This is a genomic window from Brevundimonas sp. UBA5713, assembly GCF_002419815.1.
GTDB lineage: Bacteria > Pseudomonadota > Alphaproteobacteria > Caulobacterales > Caulobacteraceae > Brevundimonas.
Genome location: NZ_DIGV01000045.1, coordinates 1 through 17,648 on the forward strand (window position 1 = coordinate 1; position 17,648 = coordinate 17,648).

Annotated in this window: 20 protein-coding genes, 1 tRNA gene and 2 pseudogenes; 11 read left to right on the plus strand and 12 right to left on the minus strand. The window is 61.4% G+C overall.

Annotated features, from left to right (window positions below; all coding sequences use genetic code 11):
* The 3 genes and pseudogenes from B3B04_RS11445 to B3B04_RS11455 all read right to left on the minus strand — a co-directional run.
* Positions 1 to 338 (minus strand): annotated as a pseudogene (locus tag B3B04_RS11445) (membrane-bound PQQ-dependent dehydrogenase, glucose/quinate/shikimate family); the annotation flags it as partial.
* Positions 339 to 621: 283 nt separating this feature from the next.
* Positions 622 to 1,977 (minus strand): IS1380-like element ISKpn23 family transposase, encoded by a 1,356-nt coding sequence (locus B3B04_RS11450; protein WP_003168745.1) that lies wholly within the window; start codon positions 1,975 to 1,977, stop codon positions 622 to 624.
* Positions 1,978 to 2,278: 301 nt separating this feature from the next.
* Entirely contained in the window at positions 2,279 to 2,461 is a 183-nt protein-coding gene (locus B3B04_RS11455; RefSeq protein WP_292043121.1) for a helix-turn-helix domain-containing protein, read from the minus strand.
* Positions 2,462 to 2,609: 148 nt separating this feature from the next.
* Here B3B04_RS11455 and B3B04_RS11460 point away from each other — a divergent pair, with 148 nt between their 5' ends.
* Positions 2,610 to 3,041, plus strand: coding sequence for a hypothetical protein (locus B3B04_RS11460; protein ID WP_242915529.1), 432 nt, complete (start codon positions 2,610 to 2,612; stop codon positions 3,039 to 3,041).
* Positions 3,038 to 3,334, plus strand: a complete 297-nt coding sequence (locus B3B04_RS11465) for a hypothetical protein (RefSeq protein WP_242915528.1) — start codon at positions 3,038 to 3,040, stop codon at positions 3,332 to 3,334. The genes B3B04_RS11460 and B3B04_RS11465 overlap by 4 nt, the downstream gene beginning before the upstream one ends.
* 51 nt (positions 3,335 to 3,385) lie before the next feature.
* On the opposite strand, the gene terL is transcribed toward B3B04_RS11465, so the two are convergent.
* From terL to B3B04_RS11480, 3 genes are read right to left on the minus strand one after another with little or no spacing between them, the layout of a single operon-like run.
* Positions 3,386 to 4,864, minus strand: coding sequence for a phage terminase large subunit (gene terL, locus B3B04_RS11470; protein WP_292043122.1), 1,479 nt, complete (start codon positions 4,862 to 4,864; stop codon positions 3,386 to 3,388).
* Entirely contained in the window at positions 4,861 to 5,271 is a 411-nt protein-coding gene (locus B3B04_RS11475) for a DUF5681 domain-containing protein (RefSeq protein ID WP_292043123.1), read from the minus strand. Before B3B04_RS11475 ends, terL begins: the two co-directional genes overlap by 4 nt.
* Before the next feature lie 15 nt (positions 5,272 to 5,286).
* Positions 5,287 to 6,744 carry a site-specific DNA-methyltransferase gene (locus B3B04_RS11480; protein WP_292043124.1) on the minus strand — a complete coding sequence of 486 codons (1,458 nt, stop codon included), beginning with the start codon at positions 6,742 to 6,744 and terminating at the stop codon, positions 5,287 to 5,289.
* 318 nt (positions 6,745 to 7,062) lie between these two features.
* Here B3B04_RS11480 and B3B04_RS11485 point away from each other — a divergent pair, with 318 nt between their 5' ends.
* The 3 genes from B3B04_RS11485 to B3B04_RS11495 are packed head-to-tail and all read left to right on the plus strand — an operon-like array spanning position 7,063 to position 9,337.
* A complete protein-coding gene (locus B3B04_RS11485; RefSeq protein WP_292043125.1) occupies positions 7,063 to 7,311 on the plus strand; it encodes a DUF3489 domain-containing protein in 249 nt (82 codons plus the stop codon).
* A complete protein-coding gene (locus tag B3B04_RS11490) occupies positions 7,308 to 7,727 on the plus strand; it encodes a DUF2924 domain-containing protein (protein WP_292043126.1) in 420 nt (139 codons plus the stop codon). Before B3B04_RS11485 ends, B3B04_RS11490 begins: the two co-directional genes overlap by 4 nt.
* Entirely contained in the window at positions 7,727 to 9,337 is a 1,611-nt protein-coding gene (locus tag B3B04_RS11495; protein ID WP_292043127.1) for a recombinase family protein, read from the plus strand. The genes B3B04_RS11490 and B3B04_RS11495 overlap by 1 nt, the downstream gene beginning before the upstream one ends.
* Before the next feature lie 384 nt (positions 9,338 to 9,721).
* Here B3B04_RS11495 and B3B04_RS11500 read toward each other — a convergent pair.
* A tRNA-Ser gene (locus B3B04_RS11500) sits at positions 9,722 to 9,811 on the minus strand.
* Between the two features lie 147 nt (positions 9,812 to 9,958).
* On the opposite strand from B3B04_RS11500, the gene msrA reads away from it, so the two are divergent.
* Together msrA and B3B04_RS11510 are read left to right on the plus strand one after the other, a co-directional pair.
* The gene (gene msrA, locus B3B04_RS11505) at positions 9,959 to 10,609 is read left to right on the plus strand and encodes a peptide-methionine (S)-S-oxide reductase MsrA (RefSeq protein WP_292043128.1); all 651 of its coding nucleotides are present in this window, start codon (positions 9,959 to 9,961) and stop codon (positions 10,607 to 10,609) included.
* A 26-nt stretch (positions 10,610 to 10,635) separates the two neighbouring features.
* The gene (locus tag B3B04_RS11510) at positions 10,636 to 10,980 is read left to right on the plus strand and encodes an MmcQ/YjbR family DNA-binding protein (protein WP_292043129.1); all 345 of its coding nucleotides are present in this window, start codon (positions 10,636 to 10,638) and stop codon (positions 10,978 to 10,980) included.
* Between the two features lie 6 nt (positions 10,981 to 10,986).
* Here the strand turns inward: B3B04_RS11510 and B3B04_RS11515 are convergent, their stop codons facing one another.
* The 5 genes from B3B04_RS11515 to flgF form a co-directional block, all read right to left on the minus strand.
* Positions 10,987 to 11,478, minus strand: coding sequence for a hypothetical protein (locus B3B04_RS11515; RefSeq protein WP_292043130.1), 492 nt, complete (start codon positions 11,476 to 11,478; stop codon positions 10,987 to 10,989).
* 285 nt (positions 11,479 to 11,763) lie between these two features.
* Positions 11,764 to 12,477, minus strand: coding sequence for a flagellar basal body L-ring protein FlgH (gene flgH / locus B3B04_RS11520; RefSeq protein WP_292043131.1), 714 nt, complete (start codon positions 12,475 to 12,477; stop codon positions 11,764 to 11,766).
* A gap of 17 nt (positions 12,478 to 12,494) precedes the next feature.
* Positions 12,495 to 13,280, minus strand: a complete 786-nt coding sequence (gene flgA / locus B3B04_RS11525) for a flagellar basal body P-ring formation chaperone FlgA (protein ID WP_292043132.1) — start codon at positions 13,278 to 13,280, stop codon at positions 12,495 to 12,497.
* A 10-nt stretch (positions 13,281 to 13,290) separates the two neighbouring features.
* Positions 13,291 to 14,079, minus strand: coding sequence for a flagellar basal-body rod protein FlgG (gene flgG, locus B3B04_RS11530; RefSeq protein WP_292043133.1), 789 nt, complete (start codon positions 14,077 to 14,079; stop codon positions 13,291 to 13,293).
* A 15-nt stretch (positions 14,080 to 14,094) separates the two neighbouring features.
* On the minus strand, positions 14,095 to 14,832 hold the full coding sequence (flgF, locus tag B3B04_RS11535) for a flagellar basal-body rod protein FlgF (RefSeq protein WP_292043134.1): 738 nt from the start codon (positions 14,830 to 14,832) through the stop codon (positions 14,095 to 14,097).
* Between the two features lie 177 nt (positions 14,833 to 15,009).
* On the opposite strand from flgF, the gene B3B04_RS11540 reads away from it, so the two are divergent.
* The 4 genes and pseudogenes from B3B04_RS11540 to B3B04_RS11555 all read left to right on the plus strand — a co-directional run.
* The gene (locus B3B04_RS11540; RefSeq protein ID WP_292043136.1) at positions 15,010 to 15,639 is read left to right on the plus strand and encodes a flagellar basal body-associated FliL family protein; all 630 of its coding nucleotides are present in this window, start codon (positions 15,010 to 15,012) and stop codon (positions 15,637 to 15,639) included.
* Between the two features lies 1 nt (position 15,640).
* On the plus strand, positions 15,641 to 16,696 hold the full coding sequence (fliM, locus tag B3B04_RS11545) for a flagellar motor switch protein FliM (protein WP_292043137.1): 1,056 nt from the start codon (positions 15,641 to 15,643) through the stop codon (positions 16,694 to 16,696).
* Positions 16,696 to 17,271, plus strand: a complete 576-nt coding sequence (locus B3B04_RS11550; RefSeq protein ID WP_292043138.1) for a DUF6468 domain-containing protein — start codon at positions 16,696 to 16,698, stop codon at positions 17,269 to 17,271. The genes fliM and B3B04_RS11550 overlap by 1 nt, the downstream gene beginning before the upstream one ends.
* A gap of 70 nt (positions 17,272 to 17,341) precedes the next feature.
* Positions 17,342 to 17,648, plus strand: a pseudogene (locus tag B3B04_RS11555) (hypothetical protein); the annotation flags it as partial.

The following is a 17,648-nucleotide window of genomic DNA, read 5'->3' on the forward strand; positions in this document are numbered from 1 at the left end:
AGCGCCGGCAGGGTCGCGATGACCAAGAACATCAGCACCAGCGGCCCGACCAGGCGCGGCACCAGGGCCCAACCGTTCAAGCCCTTTTCCCAGAAGGCCCAGATCAGCGTCGCCAAGAAGGTCGCGGCGTATATCCACGCCCCACGCACGTCGCGCAGCACCAGCAACACGCCCGAGGCGATAAGCGCCAGGCCAGCCAGGACATAGTACCAGGAGCCGCCCAGAGCGGCCAACTGCACCCCGCCGACGGTCAGGATCAGACCGATCACGGCCAGCAGGACGCCGAGAAGCAGGGTCAGCCAGCCTCCCAGACGGGTTGGCGTTGTCCATCGTGGCATGAGAGCCCCCTGAAACTGCGGATCAAGGAACGGCAACGCTGTCTCAGAGGCGGAGTTCCAAACATACATTCCCCAAGTGGCATGCCGTCTGACGTGAGTTTCGCCTGAATCCGACCGCAGGACAATCATTTTCCGTCCCGAGCGGCGTCGTCGGGCGCGCAAGGCGCTGAGACAGGGCAGATCGGCCCGCGAAGCCGCCGTGTTGTGCCCTGGTGGCGGTGTTTTTCAGCGCAGCGGACAGACCCATCCTGCCGTTTTCGTTCAGTTTGGGCGTGGATGGCGGTCATGCGCATAGCGGAGGCGCTCGCAATCGGCGGATGGCGGCGAGGATGGCGCGGACCATCGGACCGGTGACGGCCACCTCGGCCAGCTGGAAGGTGATGGCGCGGGCATGGCGGACGACACGTGCCCCGATCTTGATCAGCTTCAGTTGCAGGCTGGTCAACGACCAGTCGGCCATCGTCTCGGGCAACTCGATGCAGCGCAAGAAGATGGCCAGGTTGTAGGCCAGCGCATGCAGTTGCAGTCGCACCTCATTGTCGCGGAACTTCCGGCATGACAGCCGCGTCCAGTGGAAGGCATATTTACCTTCCTTGATGTGCTGCTCGGCGGTGCCGCGCTGGTTATAGAACCGCACCACCCAGTCGGGCTCCATCGGCAGGTTGGTGACGATGAAGCCGACACGCGGGAACAGTTCGCCCGGATGCCATTCGATCTTGGCGATCACCCGGCGTTCCTTGTCCCAGGATGCCGCCTGATACTCGAAGTCTTCGTAGAAGCGCTTGACCTTGGTCAGCGAAGGTCGCCCGACAGGGCGCGTCAGCCGATGCGCGATCTTCTCGCGCAGGACGTTGTTCGCAGGCAGCCGGATGGCGTAGAAGAATCGGGCTTCTTCCAGCCGCTCATAGATCGCGGGGATCGCGTAGGCGGCGTCAGCCCGGAAGAACCGGCCGCAAAGGTCGCGCTCCGCGTAGCGGGCGATGACGGGGTCGAGAACGTCCCGCCAGCCATCGGCGCTGTGGACGTTGCCATGGCGCAAGGCGCAGCGCTCCAGCATGCCGAACTGGTTGAACAAAAAGTTCGGGTGATAGCAGGTGCAGTCGAAATGCCCGTTCCAGGCCGCGCCCTCCTGATCGCCATGGGTGGGGCTGACCGAACTGTCCATGTCCAGAACGATGTACTTCAGCCCGTTACGGTCATGGAACCGGTCGATCCATTGGCCATTCAGGTCGGCCAGCGCGGCACGGTTCTCGGGCTGTGCCAGTGTCTCGGTCTCGAACCGTCCCATCTGCGAGGCCGAGGCCGCTTGCGCATCGACAGCCCTTCCACCCACGACCTGGCGCATCACCGGATCGAGGGCCAGGCGGTCGGCGTCGTTCACATCCTCGTATCCGGCCAGTCGCCCGAACACCGATTGCCGGAACAACCCGTCAAGCCGGTGGACCGTGTTCTTGCCGCGCCGGGTGTCGCGCAATGCTTTTGCCGCCAGATCGGACAGCCCGAGCGCGTCATCCAGCTCGCGCATCACCAGCAGGCCGCCGTCGGAACTGAGCTGCGCACCTCGGAACTCCACATGCACCCGGCGGTCGAACTCGACCCGATCTGCCCGCTTCGAACCCGCACCCTCTGGGTGATCCATCAAACGCGCCCCTCACGGCCATCAACACCATGATTTATATCGGAAATATTGAGATCCTGACAGCAAAATCAGCGATTTACTTGGGGAATGTGGGACCAAGGCATGTTTGACCGCAGCGATGCGCTGGAGGCAAAGTTTCGGCTGGGCGTGTTTGCCGGACATTTGGCCGAATATGCCGTGAGGCTTTCGTCCGATTTGGATATGCTAGAATTATCCGGTGCGGCCGGATGCCTACAAAGCTATCTGGAAGACGCCAAAACCTTGGCGCAAGCGATGGAAGTTCTGGATCGCCGCTCACGACCTATTCTTCCAGGACCACCAACTCGCTCAGCGTGATCTCAAGGCCAGCAGCCAGCTTCTCCAGAACCGTAATGGTGGGATTGCGGATCCCGCGCTCAACGCCCGAGACATAGGTACGGTGCAGGTTTGCGCGATGTGCAAACTCGTCTTGCGACCAGCCTTGGGCTTGGCGCAACTGCTGCACGCGCAGTCCGAGTTTTTGGCAAACGTCCATAGGCGCAGATGCGAGCAATGCATCTGATCAGGCGACAGACGATGAGTCTCATTTTGGTTGACTTGTCAGCGACTTCTGAGCGACCAGCGTCACCGTGTTGAGACTTATAGGATGAACCATGAAACTATCGGGGATGGCCTTTCTGGCAGTGTTGTTGAGCGCTGGCACAGCGGCGGCGCAGGAAGGCGAGGGTGCTCAAGGCGGGCTCTTCAGCGAAGAGCAGATTGCCATGGAGGTCCGCATGACGCGGTCGTGGTTGGAAGAGAGTTTGGTGGATTACGAAAGCGCGCGGTTCAGGAATGTGCGTGTGGTGCTTCTAAGTCCCAATCGCCGCGACCGTAGTCAGGTGGTTCTGGCTGTGTGCGGGCAGGCCAATGCGCGGAACCGGATGGGCGGCTATAACGGGTACAAGGACTTCTATTTTTCATCCGCGATGGATGCGTTCAGAGGGCAAGACTTTGGTGTATTTGCCAGTGAAGTCTGCGGTCGGGCTAATAGCCTAAACGAGACCGACTACACCGATCAGTTGAAGTCGGAGGGTGCACAATGAAGCGCGCTTCGTTTGCTCTTGTTGGGGCGCTTCTGAGCCTGGCAGCCTGTGCGTCCATTCCGCAACCCAGCATGGCCCCGTTTCAAACCCGTGCCGGTGGCCTAGGGTTCACCATGCAAGGGTTGGCCCAGTTTACCAATGATCAGGCGGCGATCGAACTGACCGCGCGCGAAGCGTTAAAGCAGGCCTGCAATGCCGAGATCGAGAACTTCAGCATCGAGTTTATCGATGCCACCAGCCGAGGAGGCATACCGCATACGGCTTATACCGGTCGGGCCGACTGCAAACGCTAACCTCTGCACTCACAAAGCAACAGCGGCGTCTTTTGACGCCGCTGTTTTCGTTCAACGTGGCCGAGGCCCATCGCGACGTGTGTCGGAATCCTTGAGAATATTGCGTCCCTGACGGCTGGGGGCCCAGTTGAGGAACTGGCTGAGACTATCGACCTGATCGTCATAGCGGGCGGCAGGAAAGGTCTGCATCTCGCGATGGAGATCATCAAGCCAAGTCGCTGAGCGCGGCAGTTTGGCAAAACCGGAATAGAGCCGCTCTACTGATGCAAAATACCGCTCGGCCTTGGGCAGGGTAGCGTTGATGCCAAGCCGTATACAGGCACGGGCATGAAACTGGGGATCGCTAATCCCGCGCATGTCTCTTGCGAGGTCTTCCAGCAGAGCCGGTCCCACCGAAGACTTCTCGACCAATATGGCATCGGCCTTCCAGAGTTTGCGCTCAAGCCGCACACGGGCCAACAAGTCCGGATAGAGTAGGCGCTGGCGTATCACATCGAGCAAGAGCCAGCTTGTGCCGTCATGTCCCCAGATGGTGCCGACCGAATAGTCGGCCTTGGGATCACTGGAGGAGGCCACATCCCAACTGTGCACCACCTTGTTTAGCCGATTGCGCGGTGGGGCTTCGTCGTAGAACTGAACCTTGTCCCATTGCAGATAGTCACCCTCCAAAGGTGTCGGGTTCTGCTGGTACTGGGCTTCAAAGGCACGCGGGCCCATCTCGGCCTTGAGCTGGTCGAGGACTTCGCGGGGTTCACGCTGAGGATTGAGAACATCGCCGATGCGCCGGATATGGGTTCGGCCGCGTGACAGGGGAATGATCTCGTCGCGCATGGCAATGGCAGGAAGGTCCAGATGGCGATAGCCGCCCTTGGAACTCAGGTGAGCCGAGACATCATCTTCATGCAGTCGCTGCTGGATGGCAATAACAGCGCCGGTTTGTTTGTTGTCCAGACGACTCAGCAAGGTCTCATCGACAAACCGCTGCGCCTTGGCCCGCGCTTCCGGATAGGACGCATCCTGCGCCTTCATCAGATCATCGATGATGATCAGGTCGGCTCCGATACCGGTCACTGTGCCACCCACGGCGGTGGCAAAGCGATAACCGCCTTGGCGGGTACCAAGATCGGCTTCGGTATCGCGGATAATGGAGGCGGCAGTTTGTGGAAAGACCTCGCTATACCAGCGTGACTGGATCACCTTACGAAAACTGCGCGACAGGGCGGCGGACAGCTCCTGTCCGTAGCTGGCGCAGATAATGCGGGTCTCAGGCCGCTGACCCAGCAGCCAGGCCGGAAACGCCACCGTGGTCATGATCGACTTCAGGTGACGCGGAGGAACGGTGATCTGCAGGCGGCGCTCATGGCCTTGGGCGACTTCGTGCAAAGCTTGGCACATGGCTGACAGGTACCATCCCCGAGACAGGGTTGTGTCCGGGTTCAGATGACGAAACACGAGTTCGAGGAAGACCTCGAACTCGCGCCTGGCCAAGGTGTGCACTATGATATCGGCGGGTAGGGGAAGCGCACTCATGATGCACCCCCTTCACTCGCTGAAGAGACGATATCGGCCATATAGGCGTTGATGATCTCGTCATAACCGGAGGGCTGGATCTCGCTGGGGCGATGCGCCTTGGTCTCTTCCAGCAGCGAAGTGGGACCTTCCGCCTCGATCTTGAGCAGGGTCTGGAACGCCTTGGGGCAACCTTTGACAGCCTTGTCGACCTGCTGGCGTACCGCCACCTGACGCTTGGACATCTTCTTGGTCAGGCCATCGACGGTGACGGCAACCTTGCGATCCAGTTCTTCACGCAGAAGGGTGGCCATATTACGAGATCCCTTGGGGCGGCCCTTGGGGTTACCGCTTTGGCCCTTGGCATATTGATGGGCCTTGGGCGGCCGGGCAAAGCCTACAGCATAGTCTGTGAGGGTGTGGGACATGACACATCTCCCCCATCACGCAGCAAGGGCCCTGGTGCGAACACGCACACGAGGTTGGGGATGGGGAGGCACATGAGCAGGAGAGTCTGCCACTGACTCGTTCGGCACCACGCTCAACTGCGGTTGAGCTTGCCCTTCACGCTTATGGCGGACCTGCTGGAAGGTCTGACCGGTAGAGGCCAAGATGGCAGCGCGTCCCGTATAATCCTGCCAGCGCATGACCCCGATATCGACATAGCGCGGGTCCAGTTCACTGGCGCGGCCGTGACGACGGCTGGCTTCGGAGGCGATGATGGTCGTGCCGCTGCCGCTAAACAGGTCCAGCACCACATCGCCGGGGCTGGAGCTATCGAGGATGGCATCACGGATCAGCGCCATAGGTTTGACCGTGGGATGCATCTCACGGGCCTTGGCCTTCTTGGCGCCAAAGCCGTTGACGCCCTCATAGGCCCAGACATTGGCACGGTTACGCCCGTGCTTGCCCAGTTCGACGCGGTTGAGGTGAGAAGCGCCTGACTTGCGGAACAGGAAGATCAGCTCATGGCGTGAGCGATAGAAGCTGCCCATACCGCCAGACGTCTTGTCCCAGATGATCAGGTTCAGCAATTCCATTTTGGCGTGGTTGGCTGCAGCCAGGGTGTGGGCCATGTGACGCCAGTCCATGCAGAAATAGCAAAGCCCGCCCTCCACCAGCGCTTCGCTGGAGCGAAGAAGGACTTGGGTCAGGAACTGGGTGAACTCGTCATCGCTCATCTCGCCAGAGGCCATGACGAATTCGTCGTGCTTGCCTGAGCCGGTGATATGGCCGGCGACCTCGACATTATAGGGCGGATCAGTAACCACCACGCGCACGGCATCGCCTTGCAACAAGGCGGCCATGGTTTCTGGCGCGGTGGCATCGCCGCAGTAAAGCCGATGATCACCGAGCAGCCACAGATCCCCTAGACGGCTCACGGGCTCATTGGGACGATCGGGCAGGGTGTCGGCATTCTCGCCCCCGCCATCCCCTTCCAGGATCAGGCTGTCGATGCGGGCTGAAGACAGGCCGGTGACCTCAAGGCTGAAACCGAGATCGATATTGGACAGGTCTTGCAGTTCAAGGCCGAGCGCTTCGGTGTCCCAGCCGGCCAGTTGTCCGAGTTGGTTCTCGGCGATGCGGAAGACCCGCAGCTGATCGGAGCTGAGGTGGCGGATGCGAATGCAGGGTACGTCCTGAAGACCCAGTTTGCGGGCGGCTTCCAGACGGCCATTGCCGGAGATGATTTTGCTGTCCTGATCGATCAGGACCGGCACCAGAAAGCCGAACACCTCGATGGCGCGGGCCAGCGCGGTGATGTCGGAGGCTTTATGGAGTTTGAGTTTGCGACCTTCCGCAATCAGGGCAGCGATCGGCAAATACTCGATCGACAGCTGAATGGAGGCGGGAAGCTGCGGGGTGTTTAGATCATTCTTGTGGTCTACCTCGGAGGTCATGGTGAGGATCCTTGGATACAGGCGTGAGAGCGCACACCCGCAAAGCGGGCATCACGTGCATTCTCAGCAGGATGGAGGGGGATATTGCGACGGCAGGCTGGCAACACCGGCTGCGTGGCGTCTATGGTCATGGCTTCAAGTACAGCCCGATACGGCACAGCTGGGAAGCGGCCCAAGCTTTGGCAATGGGGGCGGCTAAATCTTTTTGAACATCGGTGGACTAGCGCTGCAATCGGAGCGTTAGTGAGGGTGTTCAGCCCGGCCAAGCCGGGCTCGGATCAGTAGGGGCAAGCCGCTCCGGATGATCCGAGGAACACCATGCTGACCTTCCAGAACATAGAGCCGCAACCGGTTGCAAAGGCACCGAGTAAACAGGCGCAACTGATCGCTCTGCTTGAGCAAGAGGGCGGGGCCACTATGAAGGCCATGACCCTTGCCACCGGCTGGCAGCCGCACTCGGTTCGAGGCGCAATCGCCGGCGTACTGCGCAAGAAGGGCTATCTGGTCCAAAGTTACAAGCATGAGGGCACGCGTTACTGGTCCATCCAAACCGAGGCAGGCCAATGAACGAGATCAAGGCCTTGGTCGCGGCGGTGGCAAGCATGACTCTGGAAGAGGTGCGCTACGTTTGGCGCGAGCGGTTTGGCGAGCCGCCGGCCTTGCGATCGACCGATCTGATGAGAAGGGCGCTGGCTGACCGGTTGCAGCAGGAGAGTTCATCGCATCCGTTGGACAAGCGTTTGGCGCAACTGGCGGCTCGGCACCGGACAGGCTCCAAGCCCACCGTGGTGGCTCACAGCTTCAAGACCGGCTCGCTGCTCCAGCGCGAATGGCAGGGCGAGCGCTATCAGGTCGAGGTAGTGGAGGGCGGCTATATCTGGAAGGGGCGAAGCTACAAGAGCCTGTCAGCCATTGCCCGTGAGATCACCGGCTCGCGCTGGAACGGGCCGCGCTTCTTTGGACTGCGTGAGGATCAAGCCTGATGCAGACCAAGACCATCCGCTGCGCCATCTATACCCGCAAGAGCACCGAAGAGGGCTTAGAGCAGGATTACAACTCCCTGCATGCCCAGCGCGATGCCTGCGCCGCCTATATTCTCTCGCAAGCGGGCGAAGGCTGGAGCCTGTCGCCCGAGATCTATGATGATGGGGGCTATTCGGGCGGGACGATGGAGCGTCCGGCCCTCAAGCGGCTGATGGCGGACATTGAGGCCAAGAAGATCGATGTGGTAGTGGTCTATAAGGTCGATCGCCTGACCCGCTCATTGGCCGACTTCTCTAAAATTGTGGAAGTGCTGGATCGTACCGGCTCCAGCTTTGTCAGCATTACCCAGGCCTTTAACACCACCACCTCCATGGGCAGGCTGACGCTGAACGTTCTTCTGTCCTTTGCCCAGTTCGAGCGCGAAGTGACCGGAGAGCGGATCCGCGACAAGATCACCGCCTCCAAGAAGAAGGGGCTGTGGATGGGAGGCACGCCACTGCTTGGCTATGACCCCGACGGGCGCACCTTAAAGATCAACGAACAAGAAGCCGATGCCGTGCGCTGGATGTTTGCCCGCTATCTGGAGGTGAAGTCGGTACACCAGATGGTCAAGGATGCATCGGCTAAGGGCATCTGCGCCAAGCGCTGGGTTAATCGCCATGAGGTTGAGACCGGTGGCGGGCCGTTGCAGCGCGGAGCGATCTACTACCTGCTACGTAATCGCACCTATATTGGCGAGATCCCGCACAAGGACGAATCCTATCCCGGTCAACACGAGGCGATCATCTCACGCGAGACCTTTGATTCGGTGCAAGCCTTGCTGGATGAAACCCGCCGTACCCGAAAGCCGGGCAAGGCGCGGCCCGCTCATACGGGCGCACCGTTGTGCGGACTGATCTTTGATAGTGCCGGGCAGGTGATGTCGCCGGTCAATGCTAGCCGCAAGGGCGGAGCCACCTACAGGTATTATGTCTCAACGGCGGTTCAGAAGGGGCGCAAGTCTGAAGCCGGTGTGCATCCACGCGTGTCTGCACCGGTGATCGAAGAAGCCGTTCACAAGGCGGTGGCTCCCTTGCTGGAGACCAACACATCTCCAACCTGGGATCAGGTGCGAGATGTGATTGACCGCATCGAGGTGCAGCGCGAGGGGCTGAAGATCAGGCTGGATCCGGCACGCCTTACCGAATGCCCCATCAGCGATGCGGGAAAGATGCGATTGGCGCAACTGGATCAGGAGCAAAACCAGCCGGTGATTCTCTGTCCGATCCAGATCACCAAACGCGGTGGACTGACGGTGCTGGGTCCCAATGGCACGGATGCCATCATCAAGCGCAATCTGGACCCGGCGCTCAGTTCGGCACTGGTCAGGGCTGAGGCCTGGAAGCGCAAACTTTTGAGCGGCGAGGTGACGCGTTTAGAAGACCTGGCCCGCGCTGAAGACATCAACTCGACCTATGCCACGCGCATGCTTCGGGTGGCTTTCCTGGCTCCGGAGATCAAGGCGAAGATCCTTGAGGGCGTGAGCGACGAGCATCTGACTTTGCAGAACATCATGAGGCAGGATGTTCCGCTGGATTGGGATGATCAGCGAGCTCTGTTTATGGGCTGATCTTCTCCCTGTTATCGTGATTTAAATCCCTGATACGGCCGATTTATTCACTGCTCGGCCGTTTTATTTTCCCTGTTAATTTGTAAGGGAAATGAGCTGCTGCACTATGAAAAGCCCCGCTACGGCGGGGTTTTCTCTGTTTGGCGTCAGGCTCAAAATACCAAAACACAGGCGATATTCCCTGTTATTCCCTGTTAACAGGCAAAGGACACGCCAAACCCTAGCGCCGCTAAGCAAACGGAGACGAGCAGGAGAATGAGGGGCATATCTGCGCCATCAGCCGTCTCTGGAGACGGCAAATAGCCCGAAAGGGCTGTGCAAGTATCGGTAATGTCGGGGGTATTTGCGGGCGACCCGCATAGCCCGCGTTAGCGGGTGAATAGATGGCGGACAGAGAGGGATTCGAACCCTCGATAGAGTTGCCCCTATACACGCGTTCCAGGCGTGCGCCTTCAACCACTCGGCCACCTGTCCTAATCCACCGTGTGTCCGGATGCGTCCGGAGCGGATTCGCCGGGAGCGGTCCGGCGAGAGGGCGCTGATTAAATCATCACTGACGGATGGGCAAGCGCCCATCGACGCTCCATATGATATTCTGACAAAAGATTTTGGAGTCCCGCCATGTTGTTGAAAAAAGCCGACACCTTGCCGACGCAGGCCGAAGCCTTGCCGGGTCGCGCGCAGGTCATGCCCACGGACGAGACGCACCATGTGCTCGGCACCCCGCTCAAGGGGCCGTGGCCGCAAGGTATGGAAGTGGCCGTGTTCGGCATGGGCTGCTTCTGGGGCGTGGAGCGCGTGTTCTGGCAGCTGGACGGCGTCTATTCGACGGCGGCGGGTTATGCGGGCGGTATCACGCCCAATCCGACCTATGAGGAAGTCTGCACCGGTCGCACCGGCCACACCGAGGTGGTTCAGGTGGTGTTTGACACCGCCAAGACCTCCTATGCCGATCTGCTAAAGGCCTTCTGGGAGAACCACGACCCGACGCAGGGCATGCGTCAGGGCAATGACGTGGGCACCCAGTACCGCTCGGCCATCTACTATCAGAACGAGGCCCAAAGGGCCGAAGCCGAAGCCTCCAAGGCCGCCTATCAGCAAGCGTTGAGCGAAGCAGGTCGTGGCGAGATCACCACCGAAATCCTCGAAGCGCCCGAGTTCTATTATGCCGAGGGCTATCATCAGGGTTATCTGGCCAAGAACCCGGCGGGCTATTGCGGCATCGGCGGCACCGGTGTGGTGTGCCCGATCGGTCTGGGCGTGAACGCCTAAGCCTGAGAAACCCAAGGGGGCGGGCCATGACGTTAAAGGATGTCGAACGCTATTGCCTGTCGCTGAAGGCGGCGGTGGCCGAGCGTCCGTTTGGCCCGTCCCTGTTGGTGTTCAAGGTCGGCGGCAAGATCTTTGCCCTGCTGAACGAGACCGAAGCCAATGTCTCGTTCAAGGCCTCCGACATTGCCAATGAGCTGTTGCGCGAGCAGGGCAGGGCGCGCCGTGCGCCCTATCTGCCGCGCGGTGGCTGGCTGAATGTCGAACATTTGGACGGCTGGGATCAGGACGAACTGAACGACCTGATCCTGTGGTCCTACCAACGCGTGTCGGCCAGCTTGACCCGACAAGCGCGCAAAGACCTCGGCCTCTAAAGCGCCTTAGCGACAGGTCTGCGCGAACTGGCTGGCGGCCAGCTTTGTGCCCTCGTGCGGGACCAGAGCGTTCCACGTCTTTCCGGTGCGCACCGCCACCCATCCGGCTGCCTCCATAGCGCTGAACAGCGGATCGCTGGCATCGATATGGGTTTCCATACGGTGGGTGCCGGTCAGGCCATCCAGATCATTCTGGGCCGAAAAACTGCGGTGCGCGCGATCTGTAGCGAACTGGAGGGTCCTTTGACGGGCATCTTCGGCGGCCACGCTAACGCGCACTTTTCCGGTACCGCGCAGGCAATCCATGATCAGAGGCGCATCGTCCGAGTTCTGCACGCCAAAGGCCAGCACCGGCTCGTCCTCGCTCAGATCCATGACCCAGTCATAGTTGGCCTGAACCTGACGCGGGCCGTCATAGAACTCATCGCGCGGCGCGGGGCTGATGGTTGCACAGGCCGACAGCAGGCTAAGGGTGCCGATCATCGTCGTAAGGCTCAACAGACGCGCACGCAGGGAGGAAAGCGGCGAAGACGGTCTGGAAACGGTTGCGGTCACGGTACAGGCCTCTCAAGCGGGGATGGCACTAAAATCGTCACTTCGGACGACAGTGATACACCGGTTTGTCCGGTTCGGGGCAATTTCACGGCCCGAAAGCCTTTGAATCGCATCCAATCGTAACAGGCGGCAGTGTGTAGCGGGCGGCAGTATTGGCGCGCACGACCGCGGGGCGGCAAGTTTGACCTACCTGCCGCCGCCGCCTTTCAAGTTGTGCCGCCCGAAGGATCAGAACGGGCTGAAACGCTCCACCAGCGACTGGGCCGCCGGCGTGTTTTGCATGCGCGACACGTCTCCACGGCCACCATAGGAGATGCGCGCTTCGGCGATCTGGGTGTGGGCGATGGTGTTGGCGCTGGAAATGTCTTCGGGGCGGACGATGCCCGCGACGGTCAGTTCGCGCAGTTCGCGGTTGGTGCGCACTTCCTGACGCCCCTGAATGACAAGGTTTCCGTTCGGCATCACGGCGGTGATCACGGCGGCGATGGTCAGGTTTACCCGCTCCGAGCGGCTGATATTGCCCGAACCATTGGCCGAGAACTCGCCTTCGGTGCCGATCATATTGGCCGCGTCAAACCCGCCGGGGAACGCCTTGCCGAGGCTGTTTTCCAAGCCGAAGAAGTTGGTCACGCCGCCCGATGCGCTGTTGGAACGCGAGCGGTTGGTGCTGTTCTGGGTCTGGGCGCGGTCGTTGATGTCGATGTTGACGGTCAGGATATCGCCCACGCGGCGGGCGCGCTGGTCGCCAAAGAAGCTGCGCGATCCGGTGCGCCACAGGCTGTTGGCCGAGGCGGGGCTGGCCTCGGGCAGATAGGCCTGCTCCACAGGGGCCAACTGCGCCGGATACATGACGGGGGCCAGCTCCGGCCCTTTCAGCACTTCGGTCGCGGTCGAACAGGCGGCCAGAGGAACAAAGGCGGCGAGGATCAGAAGTTTACGCATGGGACGGTCTTTCTGGCTCAACGGCTGGCAAATTGGTTGGAACGGGATTGGCGGCTGGCCTGCGCGGCAGGACCGGCCAGGGCACGGCCCTCGGCCACGGCGACCGCCTCGATCAGTCGGCCCGATTGCAGGTTCAGAATGCTGACCGGCTCGCCCAGGGCGGCATTGCGCTGGGCGCGGCCCGTGATGGTCAGTTCGATGCCGCCGACCTGATACAGCACCTCGACCATGTCATTGCGGGCGATCACTTGCGGCGCAGCCAGATCGCGGCTGTTCAGCACCTGACCGGCGCGCATCGGGCGGCGGGCCGACAGGCCGATGATGTCATTGGCATCTTGCGGGGCCGAGACGGGGGCCTGATGGGCCTGAACCGTGGTCCATTCAACGTCGTCCGGACCAACGATTTCGCCGGTGGCCAGATTGCGCGTCAGGGCCAGAGCTTCCACCGTGGCGGCGCTACGGCTGGCGGTGGTCAGGCTGTTGGCGACGGGGGCGGCGGCCCCTTGGCGCACCACAATGCGGCGAAGGCCGGTGGCATTGTCCCACACCAGTCCGGCGCGGCGGGCGGTGATCTGGACTTGGGCGGCATCCAGTACCGCCGTGGTTCCTGCGCGGCGACCGACCACCACGCTTGCGGCTGATCCGGCCCCGTCGAACAGTTCGCCCAGAGTGATCTGGCCGTCGTCGTCGGTGGGCTGGGCCTTCAGGGAAACGGTGCCCGCCTCGGCCTGCGTGGCCAGAGCCGAGGCCGCAAGGGCCGCAACCCCCAGAAGAACCGTCGCCGTGGTGATCAGCTTTTTCATGATCCGGCCCCTAGTTCTTCAACTGTGCCGAAACCGACAGCATTTCGTCGGCGGTGGTGATGACCTTGGAGTTCATCTCATAGGCGCGCTGGGCCACGATCAGATTGGTGATTTCCATCACCGAATCCACATTGGACGCCTCGGTATAGCCTTGCAGCAAGTGGCCATAGCCCACGTCATCCGGCACGCCGACAGTGGCGGGGCCGGACGCGGCGGTCTCCAGCAGCAGGTTGTCGCCCACGGCTTCAAGGCCCGCCTCATTGACGAAGGTGGCGATTTCCAGCTGGCCCACAACCTGCGGCTCGGCCTCGCCATCAAGGATCACCTGCACCTGACCCGAACGCGAAATAGCCACGTCCACGGCGTTTTGCGGGATGTTGATGGCCGGCTCGATCGGATAGCCGTCCTTGGTGACCAGTTGGCCCTCGGCGTTGACGGCAAAATTGCCCGCGCGGGTATAGCTGATCTCGCCCGACGGCATGGTCACCTGAAAATAGCCCTTGCCGTTGATGGCAATGTCATAGGTGTTGCCGCTGCGGCTGGGGCTGCCCTGTTCGGTGATGCGGTAAACGGCACCGGCCTTCACACCCATACCGATCTGGATACCGGTCGGCACCACGGTGCCTGCGGTCGAGGACTGGGCCCCCATCCGCTCGATGTTCTGGTACAGAAGGTCCTGGAATTCAGCGCGTTGGCGCTTGAAGCCAACGGTGTTCATGTTGGCGATGTTGTTCGAGATGACCTCGACGTTCAGCTGCTGGGCGGCCATGCCCGAGGCGGCGGTACGAAGTGCGCGCATTCCTCAGTCCCTTCCTTACGACACCTTGCCCAGGCGCTCGACAGCGCGGCGGCTCAGGTCATTGGTGTTTTCGATCATGCGGGTGATGCGCTCATAGGCGCGGTTGATCTCGACCAGATTGGTGATCTCGATCAATGTGTTGACGTTGGAGCCTTCCAGCATGCCCTGACGAATCTGGGCATCGGCGGCGTCCATCGGCTCTAGGTTGGAGACGTTGCGGTAAAGGTTGTCGCCGCCCTTTTCCAACACCGACAGCTCTTCAAAACGCACCACCGACAGGCGGCCCATGATCTGGCCCTGCTGGGTGATGGTGCCGTCGTGACCCACGCTGATGGGGCCCAGTTCCGGATTGACGATCAGCTCGCCCGCATCGGTCATGACCGGCAGGCCCTGCTGGGTCGTCAGACGCCCCTCGGCGTCCATGGTGAACGATCCGTCGCGGGTATAGGCGGGGCCGGTGGGCGTGGTGACGGTGAAGAAAACGCCTTCACCCTCGATGCCGAAATCCAGCGGGCGACCCGTCTGTTTCAGTGCCCCCTGGCCGAAGTCACGGCCCACGCCCTTGTCCAGCACAAAGCTGGCCGAGGGGCGGATGGCATGGTTGCGGGCGCGCGGACCCACTTCGGTCCCCACCAGCATCTGCTCGACTTTGAAACCGGTCGTATCCGCATTGGCGATGTTGTTGGCCACGATATCCAGCTCGCGGCGCAACGTCATCTGGCGGGACAGTCCGATATAGGCGGCGTTTTCCACGTCAAAAGACTCCTTCGGCCTTTCACGTCGCAACTGTCGTGCCAAAGGGTCGAATGACCGGAAAACAAGCACTTAGCCCAAATGGCCCAAATAAGGCCCGGCAGGATTTTCCTATGGTTAACGTGCTGTTAACCAAAAGCGTCGCAGTTAGCTGTGCTGTAGAGCGGGGCAGTTCGCATGCTGAAACTGAAGCTGGGCAAGAAAAAGGGCGACAACGCCCCTCCGGCCGTCATTGACGGCGAGACGGCTCAGAACGTCGAGGGCGAGGAAACCGCCACCAAGAAGAAGCCGCCGCTGCTGCTGATCATCATCGGCGCGGCTGTTCTGGTCGCGGGTATCGGCGGCGGCGCTGCCTTCTTCCTGATGAAGCCCAAGAGCGCCGAGCCAGAAGCGGCCGCCGGCGCCCACGCGCCCGAAGAGGCTGCTGCAGGCGGTCATGGCGAGGAAGACGAGGGCGATGCCGCTGCGGGCGGTGTGGGCACGATTGCCGCCGGTCCCGATGGCGTGACCTTCTACACCCTGCCCGACATGATCGTGAACATTCAGTCGCCGGAAGGTCGCACGACTTATCTGAAGCTGAAGCTGACGCTGGAGATGAAGGATGCGGCGGCGGCCAACCGTCTGCGCGCCCAGTACCCGCGCCTGAACGACATGTTCCAGAGCTTCCTGCGTGAACTGCGCCCCGAAGACTTGGCTGGATCGGCAGGGTCATATCAGCTGCGCGCGGAAATCCTGCGCCGCGTCAATCTGGTGGCGGCACCGTCCAAGGTGGACGCCGTGCTGATCGAAGAAATGCTGGTGCAATAGGATGACCGACACCCTCGGCGCACCTCCCATGGATGAAGACCCCTTCGGCGGCGCAGAAACGGGTGGTCTCTCCGAGCGCGTCCTCAATCAGGACGAGATCGACAGCCTGCTGGGCTTCGATATGGACGACGGCTCGGGCGATGACCGCAGCGGCATCCGCGCCATCATCAACTCGGCGCTGGTGTCGTATGAACGCCTGCCGATGCTCGAAATCGTCTTTGACCGCCTTGTGCGACTGATGACGACCAGCCTTCGCAACTTCACCTCCGACAACGTCGAGGTGTCGCTGGACACCATCTCCTCGATCCGTTTCGGCGACTATCTGAACTCGATCCCTCTGCCCGCCATTCTGGCCGTGTTCCGCGCCGAGGAACTGGACAACTACGGCCTGCTGACGGTTGATAGTAACCTGATCTATTCGATCGTGGACGTGCTGTTGGGTGGCCGTCGGGGTACCGCAGCCCTTCGTATCGAGGGCCGTCCCTACACCACCATCGAACGTGTGCTGGTGCAGCGCATGGTCGAGGTGATCCTGAACGATGCGCGTCAGGCCTTCGAGCCGCTGACGCCGGTGCATTTCAATCTCGACCGTCTGGAGACCAATCCGCGCTTTGCCGCGATTGCGCGCCCTGCCAACGCCGCCATTCTGGTCAAGCTGCGCATCGATATGGAGGACCGTGGCGGCCGCGTGGAACTGCTGCTGCCGTACTCCACGCTCGAGCCCATCCGTAAGATGCTGCTGCAACAGTTCATGGGGGAGAAGTTCGGCCGCGACAACATCTGGGAAGGCCACTTGGCCACCGAGCTTTGGACCACCGACACCGAGGTGCGCTGCGTTCTGGATGAACAGCAAATGCCCCTGTCCAAGGTGCTGGAACTCAAGGTCGGCGACACCCTGATGCTGAACGCCACCCCCAACTCCGACGTACAGGTCAAGGCGGGCTCCATCCCCCTGACCACGGGCAAGATGGGCCGTCGCGGCCAGCATATTGCCGTGCGCGTCGAAGCCCCGATCACTACCGAAGCGGCCCTGCGTGTGGCCGGAAGGAACGTCTGATGACCGGCATTATTCTCGATTCCATCCTGATGCTGCTGCTGGTGGCGGCCATCGGTTACGGCGTGAAGCTGGAGCGCAAGCTGAAGGCCCTGCGCGAAGGCCAGCTGGCCTTTGCCGGTGCGGTCAAGGAACTGAACAATGCCGCAGGCCGTGCCGAACAGGCGCTGGCCACCCTGCGCGCCTCAGGGGCAGAAACCGACCTGCTGCACGACCGCATCATCAAGGCCCGCGCCGTCAAACAGGAACTGGAAGTCCTGATTGCCCGCGCGCCCAAGTCGGCGCAGGTCAGCGCCGCTGTCGCCCGCAACAATGTGCCGGAAGAAGAGCCGCTGGAACTGGTTTCCACCATGGCCCTGATGAACGACGAGAACGAGCGTGCCCGCCGTATGGCCAGCCTGATGCAACGCATCGAGAACGCCAGCAACGCCATGCCGGTGGCTCCGGCCAAACCCAAGGCTGAAAGCGCCGACAACCGTCTGACCGGCATGTTGCAGGCTCTGGCCGCTAACCAAGCTGCTCAACAATCCCTCAACCGTGCCCGTCGTAGTCTGGACGAGGATCTTTTCGCGGCTTGATGAAAGACGTGACCTTTTATGGTCACGCTTCTAGACTTAGGCGGTTCCATCTTCTGCTTCGGTTAAACCCATGAGCAATCTGCCCCGTCTTCTGCCCCTTATCGCCATCGCCATTGGCGGTGTTGTCGCCGTGCGCGCGGCAGGCGTGGCACCGGATCTGTTCAAGGGTGCCGTGGCCTGGGCCGAGGAGGGGGCACCCGCTGCCGCCGACAGCGCGACCGAAGTGGCCGCCAGCACTTCGGCACCGCCCGCCATCTGTGCGCTTACGCCGGAACAGCTGGCGCAACAGGCCGGCATCTCGCCCGCCGAGCTGCGCATCATCCAGTCCCTGTCCAAGCGCCGCGAAGAGCTGGACGCCCGCGACGCAGACTTTGCCA